The 18,868-nt window shown below is 57.3% G+C and carries 19 protein-coding genes and 1 tRNA gene; 7 read left to right on the top strand and 13 right to left on the bottom strand.

The features are described from left to right. Positions 1–2: 2 nt before the first annotated feature. Positions 3–1,556, bottom strand: a complete 1,554-nt coding sequence (locus PY793_RS02560; RefSeq protein ID WP_275176531.1) for a malate:quinone oxidoreductase — start codon at positions 1,554–1,556, stop codon at positions 3–5. Between the two features lie 222 nt (positions 1,557–1,778). On the opposite strand from PY793_RS02560, the gene PY793_RS02555 reads away from it, so the two are divergent. Further along, entirely contained in the window at positions 1,779–2,213 is a 435-nt protein-coding gene (locus PY793_RS02555) for an OsmC family protein (protein WP_275176530.1), read from the top strand. 6 nt (positions 2,214–2,219) lie between these two features. Here PY793_RS02555 and aroC read toward each other — a convergent pair whose 3' ends face one another. Together aroC and fabI are read right to left on the bottom strand one after the other, a co-directional pair. Next, positions 2,220–3,293: a chorismate synthase gene (aroC, locus tag PY793_RS02550; protein ID WP_275176529.1), complete on the bottom strand. Its 1,074-nt coding sequence runs from the start codon at positions 3,291–3,293 to the stop codon at positions 2,220–2,222. 8 nt (positions 3,294–3,301) lie between these two features. Then, positions 3,302–4,141, bottom strand: a complete 840-nt coding sequence (gene fabI / locus PY793_RS02545) for an enoyl-ACP reductase FabI (protein ID WP_166109984.1) — start codon at positions 4,139–4,141, stop codon at positions 3,302–3,304. A gap of 190 nt (positions 4,142–4,331) precedes the next feature. Here fabI and pdxH point away from each other — a divergent pair, with 190 nt between their 5' ends. Both pdxH and PY793_RS02535 read left to right on the top strand, forming a co-directional pair. Further along, on the top strand, positions 4,332–4,970 hold the full coding sequence (gene pdxH / locus PY793_RS02540) for a pyridoxamine 5'-phosphate oxidase (protein ID WP_275176528.1): 639 nt from the start codon (positions 4,332–4,334) through the stop codon (positions 4,968–4,970). Positions 4,971–5,036: 66 nt separating this feature from the next. Continuing rightward, positions 5,037–5,915: a universal stress protein gene (locus PY793_RS02535; protein WP_275176527.1), complete on the top strand. Its 879-nt coding sequence runs from the start codon at positions 5,037–5,039 to the stop codon at positions 5,913–5,915. A gap of 31 nt (positions 5,916–5,946) precedes the next feature. On the opposite strand, the gene PY793_RS02530 is transcribed toward PY793_RS02535, so the two are convergent. The 8 genes from PY793_RS02530 to PY793_RS02495 are packed head-to-tail and all read right to left on the bottom strand — an operon-like array spanning position 5,947 to position 13,753. Continuing rightward, the gene (locus PY793_RS02530) at positions 5,947–6,753 is read right to left on the bottom strand and encodes an MBL fold metallo-hydrolase (RefSeq protein ID WP_275176526.1); all 807 of its coding nucleotides are present in this window, start codon (positions 6,751–6,753) and stop codon (positions 5,947–5,949) included. An 18-nt stretch (positions 6,754–6,771) separates the two neighbouring features. Continuing rightward, the gene (locus PY793_RS02525; RefSeq protein WP_275176691.1) at positions 6,772–7,560 is read right to left on the bottom strand and encodes a TatD family hydrolase; all 789 of its coding nucleotides are present in this window, start codon (positions 7,558–7,560) and stop codon (positions 6,772–6,774) included. 11 nt (positions 7,561–7,571) lie between these two features. After that, positions 7,572–9,110: a methionine--tRNA ligase gene (gene metG / locus PY793_RS02520; protein WP_275176525.1), complete on the bottom strand. Its 1,539-nt coding sequence runs from the start codon at positions 9,108–9,110 to the stop codon at positions 7,572–7,574. Further along, on the bottom strand, positions 9,107–10,066 hold the full coding sequence (locus tag PY793_RS02515; protein WP_275176524.1) for a DNA polymerase III subunit delta': 960 nt from the start codon (positions 10,064–10,066) through the stop codon (positions 9,107–9,109). The genes metG and PY793_RS02515 overlap by 4 nt, the downstream gene beginning before the upstream one ends. After that, positions 10,059–10,697 (bottom strand): dTMP kinase, encoded by a 639-nt coding sequence (tmk, locus tag PY793_RS02510; protein ID WP_275176523.1) that lies wholly within the window; start codon positions 10,695–10,697, stop codon positions 10,059–10,061. Before tmk ends, PY793_RS02515 begins: the two co-directional genes overlap by 8 nt. Positions 10,698–10,700: 3 nt before the next feature. After that, positions 10,701–11,921 (bottom strand): D-alanyl-D-alanine carboxypeptidase family protein, encoded by a 1,221-nt coding sequence (locus tag PY793_RS02505; RefSeq protein ID WP_275176522.1) that lies wholly within the window; start codon positions 11,919–11,921, stop codon positions 10,701–10,703. A gap of 3 nt (positions 11,922–11,924) precedes the next feature. Further along, on the bottom strand, positions 11,925–12,776 hold the full coding sequence (locus PY793_RS02500) for a septal ring lytic transglycosylase RlpA family protein (RefSeq protein WP_275176521.1): 852 nt from the start codon (positions 12,774–12,776) through the stop codon (positions 11,925–11,927). Then, the gene (locus PY793_RS02495; protein WP_275176520.1) at positions 12,773–13,753 is read right to left on the bottom strand and encodes a lytic murein transglycosylase; all 981 of its coding nucleotides are present in this window, start codon (positions 13,751–13,753) and stop codon (positions 12,773–12,775) included. Before PY793_RS02495 ends, PY793_RS02500 begins: the two co-directional genes overlap by 4 nt. 235 nt (positions 13,754–13,988) lie before the next feature. Between PY793_RS02495 and PY793_RS02490 the strand changes: the two genes are divergently transcribed. Next, entirely contained in the window at positions 13,989–14,555 is a 567-nt protein-coding gene (locus tag PY793_RS02490) for a DedA family protein (protein ID WP_275176690.1), read from the top strand. Next, complete coding sequence (locus PY793_RS02485) at positions 14,552–15,634, top strand: ATP-grasp domain-containing protein (protein ID WP_275176519.1); 1,083 nt, start codon at positions 14,552–14,554, stop codon at positions 15,632–15,634. Before PY793_RS02490 ends, PY793_RS02485 begins: the two co-directional genes overlap by 4 nt. Here the strand turns inward: PY793_RS02485 and PY793_RS02480 are convergent. Both PY793_RS02480 and PY793_RS02475 read right to left on the bottom strand, forming a co-directional pair. Beyond that, positions 15,624–17,168, bottom strand: coding sequence for an amino acid permease (locus tag PY793_RS02480; RefSeq protein WP_275176518.1), 1,545 nt, complete (start codon positions 17,166–17,168; stop codon positions 15,624–15,626). The two genes, PY793_RS02485 and PY793_RS02480, sit on opposite strands and share 11 nt — an antisense overlap. Positions 17,169–17,180: 12 nt before the next feature. Next, entirely contained in the window at positions 17,181–18,029 is an 849-nt protein-coding gene (locus PY793_RS02475) for an undecaprenyl-diphosphate phosphatase (protein ID WP_275176517.1), read from the bottom strand. 130 nt (positions 18,030–18,159) lie between these two features. Between PY793_RS02475 and PY793_RS02470 the strand changes: the two genes are divergently transcribed. Together PY793_RS02470 and PY793_RS02465 are read left to right on the top strand one after the other, a co-directional pair. Further along, positions 18,160–18,618 (top strand): MlaD family protein, encoded by a 459-nt coding sequence (locus tag PY793_RS02470; protein WP_275176516.1) that lies wholly within the window; start codon positions 18,160–18,162, stop codon positions 18,616–18,618. Between the two features lie 97 nt (positions 18,619–18,715). Then, positions 18,716–18,790: transfer RNA gene (locus PY793_RS02465), tRNA-Met, on the top strand. The last annotated feature ends 78 nt before the right edge of the window (positions 18,791–18,868 follow it).

Genomic DNA, 18,868 nt, shown 5'->3' with positions numbered 1-18,868 from the left:
GCTTACTGGGTCAGGCCGAGTACCTGTGTTGTTTTGTCAAAAATTTCTTCACACATATCAGGATTCCGGGAGAGTTTCTGCCCGAATGAGGGAATGATCTGGCACAGCTTCTCCGTCCATTCCGGAATTTTGGTGGGGAAGCATTTTTGCAGAACGTTGAGCATGATCGGGGCTGCTGTGGAGGCCCCCGGAGAGGCCCCCAGCAAGGCGGCAACGGAGCCATCTTCGCTGGCGATGACTTCCGTGCCAAATTGCAGAACGCCGCCTTTGGCGGCATCCTTTTTAATAATCTGCACCCGTTGGCCTGCCACAACCAGTTCCCAGTCCTTGGCCTGCGCGTTGGGAATAAAGTCCTGCAATGCCTTAATTCGCGCCCCCTGCGTCTGCATGACCTGCTCGATCAGGTATTTGGTCAAAGCCCAGTTATCACGCGCGACGGCCAGCATGGGACCAATATTGTCCGCACGCACCGAGAGCGGCAGGTCCATAAGAGACCCCTGCTTTAAAAAGCGAGTGGAAAAACCGGCATACGGACCAAACAGCAGGGCCGGATTGCCATCAATCATGCGCGTATCAAGATGTGGCACGGACATGGGAGGAGCCCCAACCGAAGCCTTGCCATAAATCTTGGCATGGTGCTGGGCAATCAGGTCCGGATTAGTGCAGCGCAGGAACTGCCCGCTTACAGGAAAACCACCAATGCCGCGCGCTTCGGGTATTCCCGTTTTCTGCAACAGGGATAGCGCTCCCCCGCCACTGCCAATAAAGACAAAGCGGGCATTGACCTCACGCTGGGTGTTTTGCCGCAGATCGCGTATCTTCAGCCGCCAGCCATCACTGCCATTGCGGGTAATGTCGCTTACTTCGTGTTGCGTATGCAGTGTACAGGCCGGGGTTCCGGCAAGGTAGGTGAACAGCAGACGGGTCAGCGCGCCAAAATTGACATCCGTCCCCTTGAGGCTCCGGGTCAGCGCCAGCTTCTGCCCGGCGGGGCGGTCACGCATGATCAGCGGTGCCCACTGCGTGATCTGGGCCGTATCTTGCGTGTATTCCATACCTGAGAACAGAGGATGCTGGGAGAGCGCCTCGTAGCGTTTACGCAGGAACGCCATGTTGTTTTCCCCCCACACAAAGCTCATATGCGGGACGGACGTTAAAAAATTTCTGGCAGAAGCAATAATCTGGTTTTCCACCAGATAGGACCAGAACTGGCGGGAAATCTGGAACTGCTCGTTCACTTCCACAGCTTTGGTAATGTCCACCGTGCCATCGGCCCCTTGGGGGGTATAATTCAGCTCGCACAGAGCGGAATGCCCGGTTCCTGCATTATTCCACGCATTGGAACTTTCTTCCGCAACGCTGCCCAGACGTTCAAAAACGCTGATGCTCCATTCCGGCTGGAGCTGACGCAGCAATGTCCCAAGCGTAGCGCTCATGACGCCGCCGCCGATCAGGACGACATCAACGGAAGAAGCGGTATCGGTCGTGGTGGAACTCATCATGGTCTCCGCGTTATCAGCCTCGCCCGCCGCGTCTGCGCATGGAACCGGGGCCAAGGATATAAGCCGGAATGCCTCTGCTCCTCCCTGCTTGCAAGGCTTTACAGAGCGTTCACGGTCATATTGTTAAATGCAGTATAGGCACATTTCGCCCAAAACGCCTTTTCATCTCTGCGAGAGCAGGCAGCCATGCATGAACTTTATCTACCGCTCCGGCGTTCGAGCCATACGATGCCTGCCAACGCAATTCAGGCGAACATGAAAGACGGATCCAGAAATATGAGCAGCATTATCAAACATGGCAGCGCCCATTGGGAAGGGGCGATCAAAACCGGAAAGGGCACGGTTTCCACCCAGAGTGGCGCACTAAACCAGCAGCCTTATGGTTTTAACACCCGCTTTGAAGGGCAATCCGGCACTAATCCCGAAGAACTTCTGGGAGCAGCCCACGCCGCCTGTTTTTCCATGGCCCTGTCGCTCATTCTGGGGGATGCGGGGTTCACTGCAACCAGCATTGATACTCAGGCGGATGTCAGTCTGAGCAAAACAGACGGAGGATTTGAAATTACATCCATCGCCCTTACCCTCAGGGCCAAAGTCCCTAACGCAACACAGCAGCAGTTTACAACACTAGCCAACAAAGCCAAGGAAGGCTGCCCTGTTTCCAAGCTGTTCAGAGCGGCCATTACGCTGGATGCCACCCTGATCGCGTAGGAGGTGTTACTCTCCTACCTGCCCACGATGACGGAGCAGATGGTCGGCAAGTACGCAGGCCATCATGGCTTCCCCTACAGGTACAGCACGAATACCCACACACGGGTCATGCCGTCCTTTGGTAATGACCTGTGTTTCCGCCCCATCTTTCGTAATGGACGGCACGGGGGTCAGCATGGAACTGGTGGGCTTGACTGCAAAACGGACCACCACAGGCTGGCCGCTGGAAATACCCCCCAGCACGCCCCCTGCGTGGTTGGAGCCAAATTCCAGCACACCATTGCGCATGAACAGGGCATCGGCATTTTCTGGCCCGGTGAGGGAGGCTGAGGCAAAGCCATCGCCTATTTCCACCCCTTTGACGGCGTTAATGCTCATGAACGCGGCGGCAATGTCCGCATCCAGCTTACCGTAAATGGGCGCACCCAGCCCAGCAGGTACGCCTTCGGCCACAATCTCGATCACGGCGCCAATGGATGAACCATCCTTGCGAATGGTCGCCAGATAGGCCGCCCAGTCCTCTACCACTCCGGGATCAGGAGCAAAGAACGGGTTACGCTCCACTTCCGCCCAGTCCCAGCGGGTTCGGTCAATATCCTTGGGGCCAAGCTGGACCAGAGCGCCACGCACACGCACGCCACTCCCCAGCACCTTACGGGCAACAGCCCCGGCGGCAACACGGCAGGCTGTCTCCCGCGCGGAGGAGCGGCCACCGCCACGGTAATCGCGGATGCCGTATTTCAGGTCATAAACAAGGTCTGCATGGCCGGGGCGGTAGGCTTGGGCAATATCTCCGTAATCGCGCGAACGCTGGTCCGTATTCTCGATCATCAGGGAGATGGGTGTTCCCGTTGTCTGCCCTTCAAACACACCTGACAGAATACGAACCTGATCAGGCTCCTGCCTCTGTGTGGTAAAAGCCGACTGCCCCGGTCGCCTGCGATCGAGAAAAGGCTGGATATCCGCCTCACTCAACGCAATACGCGGTGGGCAACCATCAATAACACAGCCGATCGCGGGGCCATGGCTCTCGCCCCACGTTGTAACCCGGAACATATGCCCGAAAGTATTGTAGGACACGGCTGAGCTTAGTCTCCGACAACAGAGATATCGGGAGCGGCTGGATTTTTCATACCGACCATATGGTAGCCGCAGTCCACATGATGCACTTCGCCCGTCACACCGGAGGACAGGTCGGAAAGCATATAAAGCCCTGCCCCGCCCACTTCTTCCAGCATAACATTGCGCTCAAGTGGCGCGTTATACTGGTTCCACTTCAGAATATACCGGAAATCCCCGATACCGCTGGCGGCAAGTGTTTTGACCGGCCCTGCGGAAACCGCGTTCACGCGGATACCTTCAGACCCAAGATCCGCTGCCATGTAACGCACGGAAGCCTCGAGAGCCGCCTTGGCAACACCCATGACATTGTAATGCGGCATGACACGTTCCGCCCCCAGATAGGTGAGGGTAAGCAGCGAGCCGCCATTCTTCATCAGGGCCGCCGCACGCCGTGCAACTGCCGTAAAAGAATAGCACGAAATATCCAGCGCAGTCAGGAATGCGGCGCGCGGTGTGTCCACATAGCGCCCACGCAGGAACTGCTTGTCTGCCCAGCCAATGGCGTGAACAACAAAGTCGAGTTCGCCCCATTCGCGTTCGATCGTGGCGAATGTTTCGTCAATGGCGGCATCATCGGTAACGTCGCATGGGAGGACCAGACTGGCGCCAACACTGTCCGCCAAAGGCTGCACGCGCTTGCCCAACGCCTCGCCCTGATAGGTAAAAGCCAGCTCGCCCCCCTGAGCGGCCACTGCGGATGCAATGCCCCAAGCAAGAGAACGGTCATTGGCAACACCCATCACCAGACCTTTTTTGCCCTTCATCAGCGTACCTTTTACGGGCAGCTCGGCGTTGGGAGAAGACATGTGGGAACCTCAACCTACTTGTTTCGGAAAAAATTCTGGGTTTTCTGTAGGCGTGGTCGCACACACCGGCGTGTGAAACAAGCCCAAACACGCATGGATACGCTTTAAACTCGCATCCGGCAGGAGTATGGAATCACATAGGAAAGCGGGCAACGCCCCTTTCCATGACATTTAGACAAGAGTCCGAACCATGCCGGAAACAGACCCAGCCGCTCCCACTGTCCCCTTTGTTGATCATCCCCTGATCGACCTGAGTGCAGACCCGTTCACACTCTTTGACACATGGATGCATGACGCAGAAAAAGCGGAGCCCTGTGACCCCAACGCCATGGTGCTTGCAACAGCCACCGCCGATGGTCGCCCCTCTGCGCGGATTGTTCTGCTCAAAGGACATGACCGCCGGGGGTTTGTTTTTTATACCAACATGTTCAGCCGTAAGGGGCGTGAGCTTGAGGCCAATCCCTGCGCTGCCCTGCTGTTCCACTGGAAAAGCCTGCGCCGCCAGATCCGAATCGAAGGAGACATAACGCCAGTCTCCCCCGAGGAGGCCGATGCCTATTTTGCGAGTCGGAGCCGTATGTCCCAGCTTGGAGCCATTGCCTCCGACCAGTCCCGCCCTCTGGCCGACCGTGATATTTTTGAACAGCGCCTGAAAAACGCGGAAGAAGAATTTGGCAGCGCTCCTATTCCCCGCCCCAAAAACTGGTCAGGCTACCGGGTAAGCCCGCAGCATTTTGAATTCTGGCAGGAACGCCCATACCGCCTGCATGATCGGGCCATATGGGAACACCACGGGAACGGATGGGACGTCACACGGTTATACCCATAAGCTGTCACGCCGTTTCCTCCCCTTTCTCTGCGCGCCGCGCACACAGATATTCAAAGGAGCGACACTATGAAAGACGTCCGCAAAATTCTGCTTCCACTCCCCAGCACGTCCAATGCCGAGGCCGCTCTGGTACGTGGTGGTAATTTTGCCCGCCGTTTTGGCGCGCACCTTGCCGTCCTGCACGTACGCCCCGATGGGCGTGACATAGCCCCACTGGCCGGGGAAGGCATGTCCGGTGCCATGGTGGAAGACCTGATGCGCTCGGCTGACCATGAAAGCGCCCGCCATGCCCATGACGTACACACACTGTTCGAGCGCTATACCACCACCAACCCCGACATAAAGATTGTGCCACTACACAGTGCCTACCCCGATGCGGCTCCAAGCATCAGCTTTACCGTTCTCCGTGGCGCGGAGAGCGAAATTATTCCCGCACAGGCCCGCCTGTCGGACTTTACTCTGGTGCCGCACCCTAATTCGGGCGATGAAGTCTCCTCCTCCGAAACGCTGCACGCTGTTCTGTTTGACAGCGGACGTCCCGTAGTTATGGCCCCCCGCACCGTACCGGTCGGGCTGATCAGGCGCGTCTGCATTGGCTGGAATGGAACGGCCGAATCTTCCTCGGCCCTGCGTGGCGCACTGGCATGGGCGCAAACGGCTGAAGCCGTGCGGGTGCTGCACTGCGGGGACTACCAGCGCCGTGGCCCCAGCGCAAAAGACGTGGTGGAATATCTGGCCGCCCACAGCATTAAGGCGGATACGGCCGAGTTTCAGCCCGTTGAGCGTGATGTCGGGAAAGGACTGCTGGCAGCCTGCCGGGAGTTCGAGGCTGATATGCTGGCCATGGGAGCCTACTCACACTCCCGCCTGCGTCAGCTCATTCTGGGGGGTGTTACCCGCCATGTGCTGGAAAGCGCTGACATTACAGTGCTGATGAGCCGCTAGGCCGCCGTTCCATAAATGGGCCAGCCCCTCCTCATCCGGCGTGAGGAGGGTCGGGGAGTTCAAAGCTCATGCCGTCCCATGCTGCCTCCACCCCCGGAGGCAGGTGTTGGCGCATCCATTCCCAGTCCATTTCCGCCCCCATATGGGTCAGTATAACGCGCTCTGGCTGGATCAGGGCTTTCCACTCCATGACCCGGTCAAGCCAGGCATGGGCGCCATGTGGCGTTTTCTGGAAGCAGTCCACCATCCATGTATGGACACCGCGCAAACATGCCACAGACTGCTCGGGTAGTTCCACTACATCCGTACTATAGGCAAACGCTCCACACCGAAGCCCCGTGGACGTTGCGTAACCGTGGTTCTGCTCGAACAGGGTAAAAGCGTACCCGCCAATAGTCACCTGCTGCCCCCACAGAACAGGCTGGGCATCCAGCGTCGCCCGGAAAAAGTACGGCGTTGTGCCGGGTTTGAAAACATAGCCAAACCGCTCCTTCAACTCCCCCAGCACTTCGGCGGTACCATACGCAGTAATGGCCTTGCCAATCTGGCGGTTAATACCTCTGAGTTCGTCCAGACCGGCAACATGGTCCGCATGAGCATGCGTGTAAATTACGTTCTCGAACGTGCTGATACCCTGCGCAAGCAACTGGGCACGCAGGTCTGGCCCGGTATCGACCAGAACCCCGCAGCCATCCTCCATCCGCAAAAAAATGGATGCACGGCTGCGCCTGTTGCGAGGTTCAGCCGGATCGCATGCACCCCACTGGCCATGTCCGTCCGGGCCGCCAAGTGCAGGCACGCCAGACGACCCACCACATCCAAGCACACTAACCCTCATATCCGGCTTACTCCCGTGTTAGCGAACCTTACGAAACAGCCTGAAGAAGTTCCGCGTTGTCTGCTCGGTAAATGCTGCCACTTCCAAGTCCCGCTCACGCGCAATGCAGCCTGCCGTATGCGCCACAAAGGCAGGCTGGTTCCGCCTGCCCCGCTGGGGCACGGGGGCCAGATAAGGAGCATCTGTTTCCACCAGAATGCGTTCTATGGGCAGGTCACGGGCAACACTCCGGATTTCCTCACATTTGGGGAAAGTCGCAATACCTGAAAAACTGACATACCCACCAAGGGCCACCACCCTGCCCGCCAGTTCGGGACCAGAGGCAAAGCAATGAAGCAGAATGGGAAAAGCGCCTTTGGCGGTCTCATCCTCCAGAATTGCCGCTACATCCGCATCGGCCTGCCGCGCGTGGATGATAACGGGGATTTCCAGCACACGGGCAGCCTGGATATGCCTGCGGAAGCTCTCCTGCTGGAGAGGACGAACAGCCTCCTGCCCATGAAAATAATCCAGCCCCGTCTCCCCTATGCCAATCACTTCGGGGGTGTCGGCCAGTGCTACAATGTTCTGGACCTCCGGCACTGGAGCTTCTTCCACGTGGTCGGGGTGCGTGCCGACCGTGCACCATACCCGCATGTCCGGGCGAGAAAACTGTGTGAGCCGCTTCTGTTCGGGCGCATTGGACAGACGCGTGCCAATAGTGACCATACCGCTCAGCCCCGCCTCTTTGGCCGCATCGAGCAGAGCTGGCAGTTCCTCGTCCGAAAAATGATCGAGATGGCAATGGGAGTCGATCAGTCCGGGCATGCTAACATCAGTCATGACTGTTCCGGTTCAACATAGCGGGGGAAGATACCCTGCGGTGCAGGCAGTTGCCGCCCGCCCGGCAAAGCAACCTCAAGGGCTGCCAATGTCCGCTCCTCCTGCGCCACACCAAGCTGGTCAAGCATGCGGGCCATGCTGTCCGGCATAAAGGGCTGGAGTACGGTGGCAATCCCGCGCAACGCATCCAGCAGAACGCGCAGTACATCGGCCATACGCTCCACATCCGTCTTGCGAAGCGCCCATGGGGCCTGATGGTCGATATAAGCGTTACAGGCGCGAATGACCTTCCACACATCTTCCAGCGCATCGGTTAGCGCACACCGCTCAAACTGCGCGGCCAGAAGCTGCGGCAGAACCATCACCTGCCCCAGAAGTTTTGTATCCTCTTCCGTCAGGGTCCGGCGTTCTGGCAGAATACCTCCACAATTACGCGCAACCAGAGAGAGGGTCCGCTGCGCCAGATTGCCCAGATCGTTGGCAAGTTCCACATTATTACGCATGATCAGCGCCTTGCGGGACAGGTCACTATCCCCGCCGAAGGGCACCTCACGCAGCACAAAAAAACGAACGGCATCCAGCCCGAACTCTGCCACCAGTTCTCTGGGATCCACCACGTTGCCCAGGGATTTGCTCATCTTCTGGCCTTCAATGGTCCACCAGCCATTGGCAAAAACCTTTTTGGGCAGGTCAATACCCGCAGCCATAAGGAAGGCAGGCCAGTAAATGGCATGGAAGCGTGCAATATCCTTCCCCACAAGGTGCAGGCTGGCAGGCCAGTACGCCATGCGTGGGGCGTCCGGATCCGGGTAGCCCAGCGCACTCAGGTAATTGGCCAGCGCATCAAACCACACATACATGACGTGCCGCTCATCGCCGGGAACGGGAATACCCCATTTAAAACTCGTACGGCTGATGGAAAGGTTGCGCAGTCCCTGTTTGACAAAGCTGATAATCTCGTTGCGCGCCCCGTGCGGCCCCAGAAACTCCGGATGCTGCTCGTACAGCTCCAGCAGACGGTCCTGATAATCGGAGAGACGAAAAAAATAGGATGGCTCCTTGACCCACTCCACCGGCGCACCGGTGGGAGCGACCTTTTTACCGTCTGGCCCTGCCACCAGTTCATCTTCGCCATAAAAACATTCATCACGCAGGGCGTACCAGCCTTCGTACGCATCCAGATAAATGGCGCCATTATCGGCTACCTTGCGCCACAAAGCCTGCGCGCTGGCAATATGGCGGGGCTCGGTCGTGCGGATAAAGTCATCGTACGAAATGGCCATGGCATCAGCCATGGCGCGGAAGTTGGCCGAAACGCTATCCGCAAACGCGCTGGGGGCCACGCCTGCTGCCTGCGCTGCCTGCTCCACTTTTTGCCCGTGCTCGTCCGTACCCGTCAGAAAAAAAACATCATCCCCCGCCAAACGATGAAAACGCGCCATAACATCCGCGGCAATGGACGTGTAGGCGTGACCGATATGCGGTGCTCCGTTCACGTAATAAATAGGGGTGGTCACATAGAAACGACGGGTCATTCTGGGCTCGCAATCGTCATGGCTTCAATAAGGGCTTCCTGTTTATCCAGATTAAAGCGTTCCGTCTCGGTGTGAACGCGCATAATCTGCTCCCACGCGGCAGCAAGGGTCATACACTGGCGGTTCCCAGCCTTTGCGGCCTGCCGCGCCGCGCTTTGCAACTGGTCGCCCAGCAGGGCAAAAAAAAGGCCAAAACCCTCATCCCTGCGCAAAACGGCCTCTGCAATTTCATAACCCCGCAGGGGGGGCGTTCCTTGCAACACCTCGGCAACCAGAGCGGCTATGCCACCACCTGTATCCACCAGTAATGCCACAGCCTTGCCCGGTGCTCCATGCGATTGTGAGACAATGCGTGCAAAATCCTGTGCAGGCAGGTCTGGCCATAAAAAATGCAGTACGCGCTGCATGGGCGCATCTGGCAGAGGAGAAAGCTCAAGCCTGCGGCAACGGCTGCGTATGGTCGGCAATAACCTGCCCGGCGCAGAACTGGTCAGAATCAACACAGTAGCGGGCGGGGGTTCCTCCAGAATTTTCAGCACGGCGTTCGCAGCGCTGCGGTTCATCCACTCCGCGCCATCCACAATGACCACACGCCAGCCCCCTTCGGCTGCCGTCCGGCGCAAAAAAGCGTTAATCGGGCGCACATCATCGGCAACAATTTCCTGCCGGTAGCGCTGTTTTTTTTCATCATAACCGCGCTCTACCACCAGCAGATCAGCATGGCTGGCGGCGGAAATACGACGAGCAACCGGATTTTCCGCCTCCATGCCTCCCAGCAGGATACGGGCCAGAGCAAAAGCAAACGTGGCCTTGCCAACACCAGGTGGTCCGCTCACCAGCCATGCATGGGGCATACGGCCTTTGGCGAGTGAACCCCTGAACAATGCCAGTTCGGCATCATGCCCCTGCAACTGGAGCGAAGCTACGCGGGGGGACAGGCCCGGCGCATCAGACATGGGGCAATCTGGGTAAAACTTCCTTCATGATCAGGCTGCTCACGGCTTCCTGACTATGATTGGCGGTTGTGATGCACTTTACGCGCCCGGGCTGCTGGTCCGCTATTGCCCTAAACCCTGCGGCAATACGGGCGTGGAAGGCTTCATCTGCCTGTTCGTAACGGTCTGTAGGCACTCCGCGCACGGCCAACCTTTGCCGTGTGATCTCCCTTGGCGCTTGCAGCAGGAAGGTCATATCCGGCATCAGGCCCAACCGGGCCTGCAACGCGGCAATCAGGTCCAGAATGGCAGGCTGCCCCTCCGCCCGGCCGTAGCCCTGATAGGCCATGGTCGAGTCTGTAAACCGGTCACACAGCACGATCCGCCCCTCTGCCAGAGCCGGGCGGATAACCGTATCCACATGGTCAAACCGTGCGGCAAAATGCGTCAGTATTTCCGCACGGAGGGACAGGGGATTTTTGCCAAACAGCAGCAGCTGCCGCAGGTCTTCCGCACCCGCGGACCCACCAGGCTCCCGCGTAGCCAGCACCCTGTATCCATGGGATTGCAGAGCATCCCTGAGCAGGCGGAGCTGCGTGGATTTACCAACGCCTTCCCCCCCCTCAAGCGTTATGAACAGGCCAGACTTCATGGTTTAAAGGTGCAGCCGTCTTGCGGCCCGCCCGAGCAGGCCAAGAGCAGGCACGCCCTGCCCTGCCACAAGTGGAATACTGGCTTTTCTACCGCCGGGCAGAATCACACTTAACTGCCCCACGACCTGCCCTTCGCTCACAGGTGCAATAAGCGGGCTGTCATAGTCTATGGCCACATGCGTGCTGTTTTTCCAGCCATGTGGCAACAGCATTCTGAACTCCTGAGCAGCAACCAGAGGTACGGTCTGGCTCACCCCCATCCAGACGGGAGCCTGCTCTACGGCCTCACCTTTATTGATGATCTGGGCTGTTTCGAAATTCGCAAATGCCCACCCCATCAGGCGTTCACCTTCGCGCCCGCGTGCGCCATCACTCGGCAGACCGTTAATGGCCATGACAATACGCCGCCCATCCCGCTCGGAAGAGGCGCACAGGCCAAACCCACCGGCATCCGTGTGTCCGGTCTTCAGTCCGTCTGCCAGACCCTTGACCACAAGACTATTACGGTTTTCCTGATGAATTTTGTTAAAAACGAACTCTTTTTCCGAAAAGAAATGATAATATTCGGGAAAATCATGAATCAGGCGCAATGCAAGATACGCCACATCCCGCGCGGACATGTAATGGTTTTCTGCAGGCCAGCCCGTTGCATTCATGAAGTGCGAATTGGTCAGCCCCAGCTTGGCTGCCGTATCATTCATCAGCGTGACAAACTGCTCCTGGGAGCCAGAAATCCCTTCAGAGAGAACAATACATGCATCATTACCGGACTGGATAATCATGCCCTGAACAAGATCCTGCACCGCAACACTCTGCCCCAGCGGGACGAACATTTTGGAACCCTGCATGCGCCATGCACGCTCACTGACCGGCAGCATCTGGTCTAGCTTGAGCCGCCCCGCTCGCAACATGCCAAAAGTGACATAGGCTGTCATCATCTTGGTCAGGGATGAGGGCGGCATACGTTCATCCGCATTTTTTTCCAGCACGGCAGCCCCGCTGCCATAATCCAGAATACAGGCCCAGCGCGCCATTGTATCCACCGGCCCTACCGGCGTGGTGGCCGGTGTTTCGGGCACAGCACCTCCGGTGGCTGCGGGTGTCTCGGGCGCGGCCGAGGGAGCAGCCTTGTGCCGGGGGCGCGCCACGGCACCCCCTACAAAGCTGCCAGAAAAAAGGGCGGTGCCCCCTGCGAGTAAAAACCGTCGAGTCTGCAAAGTCATTCCCTATTCGACGACGATGTGAGAACCATTAAAACCATTAGCCAATGCCCGTTTAAGGGCTGCGTCTGCGGCACTTATAGTCGCAAACGGTCCCTGCCGGACAGCCCACATCATGCTTTGGCCTGACATAATGGGCCTAACCACGCCACCATGGCCACCAGCCTGCATGACCGCAGCAGAGCGGGAGGTAAAATCCATGGTTTCTACCCAAAGCATGCCAGGAGCCGCATAGCCCTGTGCATAGGCCACCGGGAGCTCTCCCAGCCGCGCGCCTGCAGGCGCAGGGGTATTCTCCGCCCCTCCACCAATCGCCACGACCGAAACGCCACCACTCCCGCCAAGACTGGACTGAACAACCTGCTCCCGGGGAGCCGCATCAATTTGCAGGGCGACCCCTCCGGGCAGGGTTTCAGCCAGTTGGCGGCTGGCGACCTCATCCTCCACAATCCGAACCTGTGCTGGACCTGCACCCATTCCAAGCAGATTGGCAGCCTGAGTGGACAAAGCCAGTGTACGACCTATTTGCGCAGGACCACGGTCGTTCACCCTTACACGCACCTGTCGTCCGTTTTCCAGATTTGTAACGGTCACAATGGCGGGTAACTGGAGTGTGGGGTGGCTGGCCGTCATGGTAGCCATGCTGCGCACCTCGCCATCGGCTGTCAGTTCTCCCTCACGCCCGTCCTGACGTACGGCAAGACCGGTTCCCTGCCAGGCAAACTCCTCCCGCGGATAAAACCACTGGCCCGGCACATGCCATGCGGCCCCAACCGTATAATGCACATCCGGATGGGGCGCTGGTGCTGGAGAACACGATGCCAGCAGCAGGCAACCCCAGAAAACGACTTTTTTCACGTTATGGCATCACCCAGAAGCCCTACGGCCAATGCATAAAAATCTGATGGATTGTACCGTCGGATCACGTTAAAATTGTGGTAAACAATAAATGCCTCGCCACCCGGCCCATCAGGGCGGATGACTGCGCCTTCCTGTAATGAGGCATCAAACCCTCCCGCACGGGGCCTTACTCCGTGCTGCTCCCACCATGCAAGCGGTCTTACGTGATTGCGCCCCAGCAGGGACTGCTCCAGGGTATCGGGCAATACAACACCTTCCCCCCATGGCTGCCCGGCCTGCCAGCCGCACCGGGCCAGATAGTTGGCAATGGAGGCAAACACATCGCCTTCATTATGCCAGATATCCGCACGCCCGCCTGCAGGATAGCTGGCCGCATAACGCATATAGGCACTGGGCATGAACTGCGGCTGCCCCATGGCCCCTGCATAACTACCGAGCATATGGGCTGGAGCAACCCCGGCCTGCTCCACCACATGGAGCGCCTTGAGCAGTTCCGTACGAAAAAAACCGGCACGTCGTCCATCATACGCCAGCGTTGCCAGCGCATCGATCACCGAGAACGTACCCATACGGGTGCCATACGCGGATTCCAGCCCCCATATGCCCGCAATAGCGCCCTGAGCAACACCATAAAGCCCGCTGATCCGCCCCAGCAGGTCCGTACGCTGCTGAATGGCGGCCAGACCATCATTCAGTTTTTTTTCGCTCAGAACGCGGTCTTTGTACTGCGCCCATGTCAGGGTGAATTCAGGCTGGTGCCTGTCCGCCTGCAATACCTTGGGGTTAGGGCCATGTAATGGTGCCAGTGCCTGCGCAACCACGGAGGCAGAAACCCCCTGCCCCACGGCCTCCCGCCTGACCCCGGCCAGAAATGTGGCATAACTGCCAGTCGCACCCTGCGCAGCATGCCGCACACAAACAGGTGAGGCCAGCAGCAGCCCCCCCCCACCAAGTAAAAATTTTCTACGTAACATGAGGCACGATCCGCTTTGCAGACGACACAGGCAAACACACTATCCTGCTTTTGCCTGTGTGTCAGGCCGTGCTGGCCGCTTTAATCCATGCCAGAACTCTGGCCAAACATATGCAATACCGATTTTTATTCGCCTCTTCCAGAAACTTGACATGCGTCGTGTAAAAGAGCCTGTTGCCGCAGGTTCTGCACATAGGCTGGACCGCAATCTGCCGTGTTGGAGAGCAGGCTCCGTTGTGCTTGACCATTTTCTGGAACTGACTGCCACACAACCTCTTTTGCAGGTTCTGATCGTTATTCTGGCAACTTTTGTGCTGGAGGACGCGGCAACCATTATTACGGCCATTCAGGTTCACCTCCATACGATCAGTATTCCTGTCGCCCTGAGCGCCCTGTACACGGGCATTGTTCTGGGCGATGTGGGGCTTTACGCTCTGGGCGCTCTGGCCGCCAGATGGCCACCGGCACAACGCTGGATTAACGTTCCCTCCGCCCAGGCACGGCAGGCATGGCTGGGCAGAAACCTGTTTGTGGTTGTGTTTGTCAGCCGATTTATTCCGGGCACACGCCTGCCACTTTATACGGCTTGCGGTTTTTTCCGTGCCGGGCTGGCTGTTTTTACAGCAGCAACCTTCTGCGCCACCCTGTTGTGGACTACAGCGCTCTTCATGCTCTCCCTGCATGTGGGGGCCGCTCTTCTCGCCCATCTTGGCGCATGGCGCTGGGTTGGCGTGGCTGGCTTTGTGGCAGCCATCATTCTGGTGGGGCGGCTGGTTGCACGTACCCAAAAGCACAAGATATGACCTTACCCATGCTCCCCTCCCGACAAGACAAGCACCCTAACCCTCTCTCACTCTTCGAGTTCTGGCCGCGCTGGGTATTTTACACGCCTGTTGTGGCCTACTGGATTCTGCTTGGCCTCCGCTACAGGGATGTCACGCTCCCCACCGCCGCCAACCCCCGCATAACAACCGGCGGCCTGTGTGGGGAAAAGAAAAGCGACCTGCTGGATATGGCTGGCCCTTATGCGGTACAGTGGATTGCCCCATACACGACATTCACCACGGGCGAGAACGATCTGGCCCAGGCCACGCAGGCCATGCACGCCAAGGGACTGGCCTTCCCTGTTGTTGTCAAACCCGACATCGGGTGCAACGGCACGGGGGTCAAGCTGGTGCATACGCGGGAGGAACTGGCCCGGGTCTGCGCCGCATTCCCACGCAATGTGGAGCTTGTTATTCAAAGACTGATCACATGGCCGCATGAAGCCGGATTGTTTTACATCCGTCATCCAGACGAACCCACAGGCCGCCTGACTTCCCTGACATATAAGGATATCCCCTTCCTGATCGGCAACGGCAGGAACACCATTCATGAACTGCTCAGGCAGGATGCCCGCACCAGCAAGGTACTCCATATTTATACCCCTCGCCTGCAACACCGCCTGAACACCATTCCCGACCCGGGGGAAAAGGTCGATCTGGTTTTTGCAGGCAATCACTGCAAAGGCGCCATTTTTCGCAATGGCATAGCCGACATTACGCCTGAACTGACACGGCGGATTGACCGGATCATGCAGGATATTCCCGATTTTTATTTCGGACGCATTGATCTGAAATTCCGCAGTGTGGAAGACCTCGCCCGTGGTGAAAATTTTGAGATCATAGAAATCAATGGCGTCGGCGCAGAAGCCATCCATATCTGGGATGCCAGAACCACCCTGCGCGAAGCCTATGCCGCGCAGTTCCTGCATTACGGAGAAAGCTACCGCATAGGGGCAAAAAACAAGGCCGCAGGCTGGAAGCCCACAAACCTGTGGTACGGACTACGCCTGTGGCGCGAACATAAAAAACTGCTGGCGTCCTACCCACTTAATGACTGAGCGCATCCTGCACCAATGCGGCTCGGTGCTCCTGCGCCAGGCGGGAATGCCGCCGACCATAAAAACGGTAGCAGCTCCACCCGCACAACGCATAAACCGTCAGCAGTAAAACGGGTACGGGGTCACCCCCCATAAAAGCCAGTACCATTTCCCAGCATAAGGGGGCGACCATAAATCCGCAAAAGACCATTCCAAGCAGCGGCACATAGCCAACCCAGATATTACGCAGCACAAACCCGCCAAAAGGCACAACAAAAGCGCGCTTATAATCGGGGGCCGTATTGCGCATCCATATTACGGTAAAGCAGACAATAGCAAACGCCGTTGCCGTTCCAAGGCTGACCAGATCACCAATAATATCAATCGGCAGGATGGCAGTCACCAGAGCCACCACACTCCCCAGCATGATGCTGCCAAGCCAGGGTGTATGGTAGCGCGAGTGCAAACGCGCAAAAATGGAAAACAGCAGGCCATCTTCCGCCATGGCAAAAAAGATACGGCTCTGGGCGTATAACAGACCCATCAGCACCGAACACAGGCCAATTACCGCACCAATTTTAACAAACAGGGCCAGCCACGGCTGATGCATGGCGTTAACAGCAATGGCCAGTGGGTCCGCTACATCCAGCGCCTGCCATGGCACAACGCCTATCAGCACGGCAGCGACCACCATATACACCGCCGTGCAGATCACCAGTGACAGCACAATACCGACCGGCACGTCCCGCCGGGGGTTTTTAGCCTCGGCGGCAGCGGTAGATACAGCCTCAAACCCGACATAGGCAAAGAAGATAACGGACGCCGCGCGAAAAATACCGGGAATACCGTATCGAAAACCACCCTGATACGCAGGAATGAACGGAGTCCAGTAAGCCGGGTGCATTTGCCAGACACCCAAAGCCACAAAAACCGCCAGCACCCCCACCTTAAGCACTACAATGAGAGAATTGATTTTAAAGGATTCCCGCACACCCACGACCAGTAGCCCGGTTACAACGGCAATGGACAAAGCCCCCAGCAGGTCGCATTGCCGATGACCTGCGATATGCCGGTTCACCCCCTGATAAACCACCTCCAGAGCTGTGGTATGCAAAAAGGGAGGAACATGCACGCCCAGATCATCCAGAAGACTGGCTGCATAGCCCGAAAAACCAGCTGCCACCCCCGCGCAGGAAATGCCATATTCCATCAACAGCAGCCAGCCAACAGCCCATGCCCACCCTTCTCCCATGGACACGTACGCATACGTGTAGGCCGACCCCGACACTGGCATAACAGATGCCAGTTCCGCATAGGACAGAGCCGTAAACAGGCAGGCGACACCCGCAATAATAAAAGACAGCAGAATGGACGGACCGGCATAGTTGGCCGCGGCGGTTCCGGTCATGACATAAATGCCAGCACCAATGGTTGAGCCCACACCCAGCGTGGTTAGCTGCAGTGGTCCCAGCGTTTTTTTCAGACGCTGCTGCCCGTTTTCAAGCTCTATTCTGGCAAGTGTCTTGCGCAGCAAGGGAGCACGCACCCGCTTCATCCTGCCCACGACTTACTGTGCGAAGTGGAATATCAGAAACGCAGCCCCGCCAACCACCATACAATACCATGCAAAAGGCGACATCGCCCAACTGTCATGCCTGCGGAAATAGCGCATCAGAAAAGCAGTGCTCGCCAGAGCGGTTGCCCCCGACACAACAGCCGCCAGCAAGGCAATATGCATCTGGGCCGGGTCAATGGGCGTATGGCGCATTTTAAACGCCTCGCGCACTGTTGCGGCAATAATGACCGGCTGAGCCATGAGGAACGAAAAACGTGCCGCCGAATCATGGTGCAGCCCACGCAGCAGCCCCCCACAGATGGTCGCCCCCGAGCGTGACAGACCGGGGAAAAAAGCAAAGCACTGGAAAAACCCGATAAACAGCGCATCACGCGATGTCAGGCTGGCCAGATACCGCACATCCTTATGGGCCACACGGTTCCGCAGTTTTTCAACCAGCAGCAGCAGCACCCCGTTAAGGAACAGAAACAATGCCGCAGAAGATGCAGAGCCAAACACACTGCGCAACCAGTGCTCAAACAGACCGCCAACAATAACCGCAGGCACGGTTGCCAGACAGATCAACCAAAGAATATGCAGGCTTTCCAACTGGATACGATGCCCGAACGCTCCGAATGCCCCTTTGCAAAGAGCCCGCCAGTCCTGCCAGAAAAAAATCAGCAGGGCGACGGATGTCCCCATATGCAACATGACCAGAAATGGCAGAAAGGTCGGATCATGCAGATCATACGACCAGTGCAGCAAAGACGGTAGGACAACAGCATGCCCAAGACTGCTGACAGGAAAAAGCTCTGTAGCGCCCTGCAGCAGCGCCATGATAAGTGCCTGAAAAAGGGACATGTAAGTTTAGCGTTCCAAACGGTCTGTTATATGACTGCTGTCCTTGCACCATGCGCCTAAGTGCTGCAAGGATTTCGTCCTGTTTAACTTTTCGTGCAAGCATACTTTCTGATAAGGGTCTTAGCCAACCATGAGCCGACAAAACCATATAGGCGCTATTCTTTGCAGCACTCTGGTTCTGGCTGCGGCAACAGGGTTTGGTATGTACGCAATCAATACCCAGAAGACACCGGGCAAATCATCCTATGAACTCACAGCCCGCTTTGTATCAGCCAACGGCCTGGCGCGCGGGGCGGACGTGGATATTGCCGGGGTCAAAGTTGGACGCGTATCCGGTATTACACTGGACCCCGCATCCCAGATGGCCATTGTCCGCTTCCGGCTCGATAGCGCACTCCACCTGCCAACAGACAGTATCCTGACCATTGGCAGCAGCACCCTCTCTTCCGAAAATGCACTGATGATCGAGCCGGGAAAGGCCACAACCCTGACCCAGTCCGGGCAGATGATGACCCACACACTTGAACCTTCCAGTCTTGAACAGCAGGTAAGCAACTATATTTTTGGTGCAGGCAATCTGGAACAGTAAACCAATTGCTTCCAACCAATCAGTTTTTTCAAAAAAAATCTGACAAGATGGATTGACGCCCCCTTCAGGAGCGGATACATAACCGCCACCAACCAATGGCGGCGTAGCTCAGTGGTAGAGCAGGGGAATCATAATCCCTTGGTCGGAGGTTCAAATCCTTCCGCCGCTACCAAATTCCCTGAAAATCAAAGTATTGTCTTTACCTTCTGGTCAAATAGACCAAACAGGCATTGCTATACCTGTGTCCATA

Origin of the sequence: Acetobacter fabarum (genome assembly GCF_029069195.1) — a bacterium.
Lineage (GTDB): Bacteria > Pseudomonadota > Alphaproteobacteria > Acetobacterales > Acetobacteraceae > Acetobacter > Acetobacter fabarum_A.
Note: the sequence above shows the minus strand (reverse complement) of the source record. Positions and strands in the feature narration are given on the sequence as shown.

Coding starts and splice junctions, on each gene's coding strand:
- tmk (WP_275176523.1), bottom strand. CDS start 10,697: ATGAAGTCTGGCCTGTTCATAACGCTTGAGGGGGGGGAAGGCGTTGGT.
- PY793_RS02495 (WP_275176520.1), bottom strand. CDS start 13,753: ATGTTACGTAGAAAATTTTTACTTGGTGGGGGGGGGCTGCTGCTGGCC.
- fabI (WP_166109984.1), bottom strand. CDS start 4,141: ATGTCTTCTCCCAACGCCGAGCTGCCCGTAAAAGGTACGCTGATGAAG.
- PY793_RS02525 (WP_275176691.1), bottom strand. CDS start 7,560: ATGCCCGGACTGATCGACTCCCATTGCCATCTCGATCATTTTTCGGAC.
- metG (WP_275176525.1), bottom strand. CDS start 9,110: ATGACCCGTCGTTTCTATGTGACCACCCCTATTTATTACGTGAACGGA.
- PY793_RS02480 (WP_275176518.1), bottom strand. CDS start 17,168: ATGAAGCGGGTGCGTGCTCCCTTGCTGCGCAAGACACTTGCCAGAATA.
- PY793_RS02535 (WP_275176527.1), top strand. CDS start 5,037: ATGAAAGACGTCCGCAAAATTCTGCTTCCACTCCCCAGCACGTCCAAT.
- PY793_RS02505 (WP_275176522.1), bottom strand. CDS start 11,921: ATGACTTTGCAGACTCGACGGTTTTTACTCGCAGGGGGCACCGCCCTT.
- PY793_RS02555 (WP_275176530.1), top strand. CDS start 1,779: ATGAGCAGCATTATCAAACATGGCAGCGCCCATTGGGAAGGGGCGATC.
- pdxH (WP_275176528.1), top strand. CDS start 4,332: ATGCCGGAAACAGACCCAGCCGCTCCCACTGTCCCCTTTGTTGATCAT.
- PY793_RS02475 (WP_275176517.1), bottom strand. CDS start 18,029: ATGTCCCTTTTTCAGGCACTTATCATGGCGCTGCTGCAGGGCGCTACA.
- PY793_RS02485 (WP_275176519.1), top strand. CDS start 14,552: ATGACCTTACCCATGCTCCCCTCCCGACAAGACAAGCACCCTAACCCT.
- PY793_RS02530 (WP_275176526.1), bottom strand. CDS start 6,753: ATGAGGGTTAGTGTGCTTGGATGTGGTGGGTCGTCTGGCGTGCCTGCA.
- PY793_RS02470 (WP_275176516.1), top strand. CDS start 18,160: ATGAGCCGACAAAACCATATAGGCGCTATTCTTTGCAGCACTCTGGTT.
- PY793_RS02515 (WP_275176524.1), bottom strand. CDS start 10,066: ATGTCTGATGCGCCGGGCCTGTCCCCCCGCGTAGCTTCGCTCCAGTTG.